The organism is Phocaeicola coprophilus DSM 18228 = JCM 13818, from assembly GCF_000157915.1.
Taxonomy (GTDB): Bacteria; Bacteroidota; Bacteroidia; order Bacteroidales; family Bacteroidaceae; genus Phocaeicola; species Phocaeicola coprophilus.
Genome location: NZ_EQ973632.1, coordinates 462,865 through 467,969 on the forward strand (window position 1 = coordinate 462,865; position 5,105 = coordinate 467,969).

Sequence of the window (5,105 nt, forward strand, 5' to 3'; positions counted from 1 at the left end):
TTATATATACTGATTGTTTAATTTTTAATTCATTCATTTATGAAAAAAACATCGAAGATTATTCTTTTCGTACTGGTGGTGGTTGCCTTGCTTTGCGGGGTGTACCGGTTGGCGAATAAAGCTCCTTCCGCCAGCCTGGAAAGTAATGCGCAAATGGCAGAAATCATTGAGAGCAGCGGCTGCATGGCTTGCCATACAGCTAATCCCGAATTGCCTTTTTATGCCGGACTTCCGGTTGCGGGCAAGCTGGTGAAGGAAGATATCCGCCTGGGTTATCGTTCGTTTGACATGGCTCCGATGTTTGAGGCATTGCAGAAAGGCGAGAAAGTCAGTGAGGTTGATCTGGCAAAGGTAGAGAAAGTAATTGCTGACGGTACGATGCCGTTGGCCAAGTATTATCTTGTTCACTGGGGATCTTCGGTCAGTGATACGGAAAAGCAGATGGCTCTTGCATGGGTTAAATCCCAGCGTACTGCTTTTTATCCGAATCCGCTGGCTGATGCACAATGGACTAATGAAGCAATCCGTCCGGTTCAGGACTCTGTAGCGGTAGATATGCGCAAGGTGATCCTGGGTAACCTGCTGTTCCACGACGTGCGTTTGTCGGCAGACAATACCGTGTCTTGTTCTTCCTGCCACGGGCTGAATACAGGCGGTGTCGACAATAAGGCCTTTTCAGAAGGTGTCGGCGGACAGCTGGGAGGCGTGAATGCTCCGACCGTGTATAATGCATTGTATAATTTCGTTCAGTTCTGGGACGGACGTGCCGCTACGTTGGCTGATCAGGCGGCCGGACCTCCTTTGAATCCGGTGGAAATGGCTTGCAAGTCATTCGATGAAATCTGCGAAAAGCTGAATGCAGATGCGGCATTCAAGAAAGCTTTTGAAGAAGTATATCCTGACGGAATCAATCAGAATAACATTACCAATGCCATTCAGGAGTTTGAAAGAACCCTGCTGACTCCGAATTCTCGTTTCGATAAATATCTGAAAGGAGACCAGACAGCAATGAATGCAGAAGAAGTGGCCGGATATGATTTGTTCAAGAAATACAACTGTGCCACTTGTCATGTCGGCGAAAATATGGGTGGACAGTCGTATGAACTGATGGGTATCAAGCACGATTATTTTGCCGACCGAGGTACGGAACTGACCATTGAAGATAACGGCCGTTTCAAGGAAACGAAGGATGAAAGAGACCGTCATCGCTTTAAAGTACCCGGTCTGCGCAATGTGGCACTGACTGCTCCTTACTTCCACGATGCAACTCAGGCTACGCTGGAAGATGCGGTCATCGCCATGGCCAAGTATGAAGTGGGAGTGGATTTGACACAGCAGGAAGTAAAACAGATTGTTTCGTTCCTGCAGACACTGACCGGAGAATATCAAGGCAAGCTGTTGACGAATGCAAATGACTTGCAGAAGTAATTAGGTTTATACCTTACTTATATATAAGGCTGTTTCATATTCATTTTGAATGTTGAGACAGCCTTATTTAATTTATCATAGTATGAAAAATAATTTTCCTTTTATTTGGTTTATAAAATAAACTTATTTATCTTTGCAATACCAGCAAGAGAGAAGCGCGCCTCCTTGCTTTTATTTATCACCCCGTGGTTTATAAAATAAACTTATTTGTTTAATTAAAATCTGATCATGATGGAAACAAAAAACAAAGCAAAACAGCTCTTTCATCGGCTACCTTCCCGTTTGAAGTTTGGAATCATGCAATATGTAGTGATGAATCTTTTTCTGGTTGTGCTGAATTATGCAACCTCTCCACAGTGCTGGTGGGCAGGATGGGTGGCCTTGGGGTGGGGATTAAGTCTGCTGTTAAAGCTCATATCGTGGTATTATATTAGTGATAATGAGGAGGAAAAGTAATAAAATATTTATTAATCTGGTATTCCCCGTTAGGTTTATTGAATCAACTACATTATTTTTGAACAACTAAAACAAGTGAGTTATGGAAGAAAAAAGATTATCTGAAAAAGAAAGTCTGGAACTGATTTCCCGGATGATTCAGACGACCCGTGAGAATATGCAAGTGGGAAGCGGAAACCAATTCCTTTATTGGGGCTATTTTACGGCAGCTTTGTCGGTGATACTGTTCATGCTCGTTTACTATACCGGTGATTCCCGATGGAGCCTGGGCTGGTTCGGAATGTTTCTGTTTTGGTTCTATATGCGCTGGATGGAGCGTAAGAACGAAAGTGCGGTCATTACCTATGCCGACCGGGCAATCATGCAGGTGTGGCTGGTCATTGGAAGCCTGTTTATCCTGACAGTTCTGGTCATGTTTGCTCTTTCCTTCTATTACGGAGGAGTAGATTTCTCGCTGATGCTTCCACTTTCTTTGCTTTATGCCGGCATTGGAGTTTCCATTACCGGAGTCATAATCCGCAGCCGTCTGGTGACCTGGTCTCCGCTGGTTGCCTTCTGTTTTGCCATCTATATGCTGATGGCCTTCACCATTCATCGGGCTGTGACGATTGACTGGTATCTGTACTTCGGATTATCGTTTGTCGTGATGATGGTTGTTCCCGGACATTATATTAACCGCAAAGCCAAAGAGTCATGCTCAAAGAACTGAATCCACTTCTTCATTCCCAGTTGCGACTGGCAGTCATGTCCATCCTTTTGTCGGTGGATGAGGCCGATTTTGTCTATCTGAAGGAGCAGACGAATGCTACGGCCGGCAATCTCAGCGTGCAGATCGATAAGTTGAGTGAAGCGGGGTACATTCAGGTGAACAAGAGTTTTACCGGAAAGAAGCCGCGAACGACCTGTTGCATTACCGAGGCCGGAAAGGCGGCCATGGAGGAATATGTGGAGGCTCTGAAAAGTTATCTGAACCTGTAACCGGTTTCATCCTGAAAAAAGGCCGCGGCCTTTTTTAAAAACGTTTCGGCGTTTGAAGCAAAATGATTCGTTCTTTTGCTTTAAACGCCGAAGCGTTTTTTGAGGAAGAATTTAAGTCTTTGTGATCCCCCTGCCGGATCGTGCATTTATTACAGCTGAATCGTGCGGTCATTGCTGCTCAATCGAGCAGTCGTTGGGGCTCAATCGTGCGGTCGATTTTTTTGCATTGACCGGTCAATGCGAAGGGAATGTGCGGTCGTTGCCGGCAGGCGGTCAAGTGGGCTGACTATGCGGTACCCGAAGCGGATCAGTCCTGTCAGGCCTTTCGAGACATCATTCCGGATCAGGTGCAGAGCCGGCTGGAGATAGCCCCGTTTCAGGCAGGGAATTTTCCAGGTGAGTTCGGCTGCCCATTCTTTTTCGTTGACAAAGTCCGCCCAGTTGAGGACGATTCCCCCTTGCGTCTTTCCGCACTGTACGACGATGCCGGCTCCGGCGTACCGGCGGCATCCTGTTGGAGTTCCCGTCCGCAGAGAATATTGCAGGAGGAGGCTGCAGTGTGAACTGAGGCGTTGTTCTGCGTATGCCCAGATGATCCGGGCGCATTCTTTCTCTGCCGTTTCAGTTTCCGGCCTTTGGTTTCCATTCTCATGATGCTCCAGCATCCCGCTGCGTAAAGCAAAGCCCATAAAATAATTGCTGCCATTGTACTCATAGTTAAGAGAAGTCATACCCAGTATTCCGTCTGACTTCGGACAGAAGCGGAATACATTTTCTTTTCCGGTCAGCTGTTTGTTGCCCGTGCCGTTGTAGACGGAGAGTTGAAACTGCCACCGGTTCCATCGTATCTTTCCGTCGAACCCGACGGAAGCAACCGGATAGTTGGCAAGCGGCGTTTCGGCTGACAATGTTGGAAAGATGCCGCACGAACTGTTTGTGAACAGGGAGGTGCAAGGCGAGGTGAAATAGTCCTCATTCACATTCCGTATGCCGAAAAAGACGGAGTATTTTTCTGTTTCTCTGCCGATGCCGAGCATACTCAGGGCAAAAGGCAGGTTTTCTTCTTCAATGTTTGAGAAAGTCTGCAGGTCATGCATGAACGCTTCTTCCCGTGTCTGGGCGATGCTGACGGAAGCCGCATTCAGCTGCATGCCGAGAAAAGTGGGAGAGGAATAACTGAGGTGAAGCAGATTCACCCAGTTCACTCCCTGGCGGAAATCGGTTTGCCATTCGGTAGTGTATTCGGCTCCGAAATTTCCTGCCATGAGATTGTGGCAGCTTCCCGCTGCCACAACTCCTGTCAGAATCCATTTTGTAAGTTTCATTTACAGCCATTTTACAAATCTGCGGATATACCAGTTTTTGATCACTTGGGTCAGTACGCAATAGCAGGTAAGGATTCCTGCCAGCCACGGGAAGTAACTCAGCGGAAGAGCGGTCAGTCCGATGGAGTTGCCCAGGCGGGTGAAGGGCAGGAGAATACCTGTGGCCATGATCAGGACGGTCAGTCCGGTGACCTGCCAGGAAGCTCTGCTCTGGATGAAAGGAATCTTCTGCGTGCGGATCATGTGTACGATCAGCGTCTGCGAGAGAAGGCCTTCGATGAACCAGCCAGACTGGAAAAGTGCCTGATGTTCCGGTGAGTTGCATCCGAATACTTTCCACATGACGAGATAAGTCAGGATGTCGAATACCGAACTGATCGGACCGATGAAGATCATGAACCTGCTCAGATCCGAGGCATCCCATTTTCGCGGCGTCCGCAGATAATCGGCATCCATGCGGTCGAAAGGAATCGTGGTCTGCGAAAAGTCGTAGAGCAGATTCTGGATTAGCAGATGGATCGGCATCATCGGCAGGAAAGGCAGGAATGCACTGGCAGCCATCACACTGAACATATTGCCGAAGTTTGAACTGGCTGTCATTTTGATGTACTTGGTGATGTTGCCGAACGTCTTGCGTCCTTCGAGCACTCCGTCTTCAAGCACCATCAGATCCTTTTCAAGCAGGATGATGTCTGCACTTTCCTTGGCAATGTCTACTGCCGAATCGACTGAAATACCGATGTCGGACTGGCGGAGTGCAGCTGCATCATTGATACCGTCGCCCAGGAATCCTACCGTGTTCTGCTGTTCCTGCAACAGGATGATGATCTCTGTTTTCTGATGCGGAGTGAGCTTGGAGAAAACGGTTGTCCGTTTCACGGCTTCCTGTTTGTCGGCCTGATCCATGGCTTCCAGTTC

At 47.8% G+C, this 5,105-nt stretch carries 6 protein-coding genes; 4 read left to right on the forward strand and 2 right to left on the reverse strand.

The features are described from left to right. Positions 1-39 precede the first annotated feature (39 nt). From BACCOPRO_RS03595 to BACCOPRO_RS03610, 4 genes are all read left to right on the forward strand, one after another. On the forward strand, positions 40-1,428 hold the full coding sequence (locus BACCOPRO_RS03595; RefSeq protein WP_008141011.1) for a cytochrome-c peroxidase: 1,389 nt from the start codon (positions 40-42) through the stop codon (positions 1,426-1,428). Positions 1,429-1,656: 228 nt separating this feature from the next. Beyond that, entirely contained in the window at positions 1,657-1,884 is a 228-nt protein-coding gene (locus BACCOPRO_RS03600) for a 2TM domain-containing protein (RefSeq protein ID WP_008141013.1), read from the forward strand. Between the two features lie 82 nt (positions 1,885-1,966). Then, positions 1,967-2,593: a hypothetical protein gene (locus BACCOPRO_RS03605; protein WP_008141015.1), complete on the forward strand. Its 627-nt coding sequence runs from the start codon at positions 1,967-1,969 to the stop codon at positions 2,591-2,593. Beyond that, entirely contained in the window at positions 2,578-2,862 is a 285-nt protein-coding gene (locus tag BACCOPRO_RS03610; protein ID WP_008141017.1) for a winged helix-turn-helix domain-containing protein, read from the forward strand. The genes BACCOPRO_RS03605 and BACCOPRO_RS03610 overlap by 16 nt, the downstream gene beginning before the upstream one ends. 200 nt (positions 2,863-3,062) lie before the next feature. Here the strand turns inward: BACCOPRO_RS03610 and BACCOPRO_RS03615 are convergent, their stop codons facing one another. Both BACCOPRO_RS03615 and BACCOPRO_RS03620 read right to left on the reverse strand, forming a co-directional pair. After that, positions 3,063-4,187 (reverse strand): hypothetical protein, encoded by a 1,125-nt coding sequence (locus tag BACCOPRO_RS03615; RefSeq protein ID WP_008141020.1) that lies wholly within the window; start codon positions 4,185-4,187, stop codon positions 3,063-3,065. Further along, the coding region (locus BACCOPRO_RS03620; RefSeq protein WP_008141022.1) for an HAD-IC family P-type ATPase at positions 4,188-5,105 on the reverse strand (918 nt) is incomplete at its 5' end.